Here is a 2,083-nt window from a genome sequence, read left to right on the forward strand (position 1 = left end):
GCCCACTCCGCCCCCTTTCGGGGGGGGGGGGGCCGGTGGGCGGCGCCCCCCCCGGGGGCCGGGGCGCCCCCCCCCCCCCCCCACCCGGGGCCGGACGGCACGGCGGCCCGGCCGGGGACCGGACAGAGCCGGTCCCCGGCGGGCGCGGGCGCCGGACCGGTCAGAAGGACGTCCAGGTGAAGGAGACCTGGTCGCCCGGGTTCAGCTTGAACTGGCAGCCCCCGACGGGGGTGGGGGTCCCGTTGACGGCGATGCTCCAGTACGCGGACGCCCCGCCGCTGACGTTCTTGATGGTGTCGACGAAGAAGTCGTCGAACGAGGCGTACCAGGTGCCGTCCCAGGTGAAGCCGTGCTTACGGGCGGCGTCGTCCAGGGCGGCCGTGGGGGTGGGCACCTTGGAGGCGTGGGCGCCGCCATTGGTGCCGTCGCACTTGTGGGTACCCCCGCTGGCGGTGGTGACGTCATGGCCCCTGGTTCTGACCTTGCCCTGGAACAGGGGTCCGTCCGGGCCCTGGACGGACAGGCCGACCCTGATCGGGGCGTTGGTGTGCGGGGTGCCGTGGGCTGTCGCGGGGGCGGTGGCGAGCGCGGTGAACGCGAGGCTCAGGGCGGCGGTGGCGATCGTGGCGCGGCGCGTCGTACCGAGGGACATGGCGGGCCTTTCTGACCGGACCGGGCCGACGGTGCGGACCCGTTCGGGCGCGCCGCTCCGTCCCGCCGTGGGCGGGAGGAACCGGGGCCGGGAGGGCTGTCGCACCGCAGACCGTGGCAGTGGAAGCGGACCTGCCGTGCGGCGGGCGCTCCGACTCTGGCGGCGCCCGGAGGCGCCGCGCACGGTTGCAGGTCAGTGCCGGAATTCCACCGGCTTCCCCCGTTCGCACAGCCATTCAGTTGTGGCCCGAAGGTGCTCGGGCAGACGCATCGTACGGTTCCAACGCCTGTCCGGCCAAGGGGTGTTGACAGCCGGACGCGGCCCGCCCCGCGGGTCCGTCACAGGGCCCGCACCCGTGGTTCCCCGTACGTTCACCGATCGTCGGATCCCGGTACGGACATGGAAGTTCGAAGGTTCCGGCACCGGCGAACCGGCGGATCGGTAGGGTGCGGACCTCCGGCATCGCGGATTCGCGCAGGGGGAAACATGGTGTATCTGGTCGAGTTGCCCGTATCCGGGCCGGGCGACGACGGTACGGGCTCCGCTCCGCCGGAGGCGGCCGGTGTCGTCCGGGTCCAGATCGAGGAGGCCGCGGAAGGGCTGGTCCAGGTCGCCCGCCCCGGGCAGGTCGTGGCCAGGGCGACCCGGTCGCTGGACGAGATGCTGGCCGGGATCCGGCCGGTCGCCGAGAACTTCGTCGACGGATTCCGCGACATGGCCCGGCGACCCGACGAGATCGGGATCGAGTTCGGGCTCTCCCTGTCGGCCGAGGCGGATGTGGTGATCTCCCGGACGACCGGCCAGGCCAACTTCAAGGTCACCCTGACCTGGCGCAATCCGCAGTCCGGCGAACCGGGGGCGGACACCGCGGGATGACGGGGCCGCAGCCGCCGTCGGACCCCTGGAACACGGCCGCGCCCGAACCGGGGCCGCCCGCCCCGGACGCTGCCGTCCTCCGGGTCCGTGACAGCCGGGGACAGACCGTCGGTGTCGCCTTCCTGGTCTCCGACACCACCGCCCTGACCTGCGCGCATGTGGTCAGTGCCGCACTCGGCACGGCCGGGGGCGCGGCCCCGCCGCCCACCGCCAGGGTCCGGGTCGACCTGCCCCTCGTACCCGCCGCGCGGCACGAGGGCGAGGCGCCGTCGACGACGGCGGGAGTGGAGCAGTGGACGGCGCCCCGGGAGGCCGGCGGCCCCGCCCCGGCCGCCGGGCCCGCCGCGCCCGGCGATATCGCCGTACTGCGGCTCGACGCCCCCCTGCCCGCAGCCCGCCCGGTCCCGCTCGTGGACCCCGGCGAGGTCTGGGGGCACCGGGTACGGGCCTTCGGGATTCCGGCCGGGCGCCCCGGCGGTGTCTGGCACGCGGGGGTCCTGCGGGGACGGCAGGCCGACGGCTGGGTGCAGGCCGATCTCGACGGCCGGGGCTACC

General features: G+C 75.2%; 3 protein-coding genes and 1 riboswitch. Of the genes, 2 read left to right on the forward strand and 1 reads right to left on the reverse strand.

Annotated elements, in window-relative coordinates; translation table 11 throughout:
* Window positions 1–160: 160 nt before the first annotated feature.
* Window positions 161–652 (reverse strand): DUF4430 domain-containing protein, encoded by a 492-nt coding sequence (locus AB0G74_RS34310; protein WP_361154641.1) that lies wholly within the window; start codon window positions 650–652, stop codon window positions 161–163.
* A gap of 122 nt (window positions 653–774) precedes the next feature.
* Window positions 775–917: riboswitch (cobalamin riboswitch) on the reverse strand.
* Window positions 918–1,138: 221 nt separating this feature from the next.
* On the opposite strand from AB0G74_RS34310, the gene AB0G74_RS34315 reads away from it, so the two are divergent.
* Complete coding sequence (locus tag AB0G74_RS34315) at window positions 1,139–1,528, forward strand: CU044_2847 family protein (RefSeq protein ID WP_361154644.1); 390 nt, start codon at window positions 1,139–1,141, stop codon at window positions 1,526–1,528.
* A partial coding sequence (locus tag AB0G74_RS34320) for a trypsin-like peptidase domain-containing protein (protein ID WP_361154647.1) occupies window positions 1,525–2,083 on the forward strand: 559 nt, incomplete at its 3' end. The genes AB0G74_RS34315 and AB0G74_RS34320, both read left to right, overlap by 4 nt.

The organism is Streptomyces sp. NPDC020875, from assembly GCF_040641415.1.
Taxonomy (GTDB): domain Bacteria; phylum Actinomycetota; class Actinomycetes; order Streptomycetales; family Streptomycetaceae; genus Streptomyces.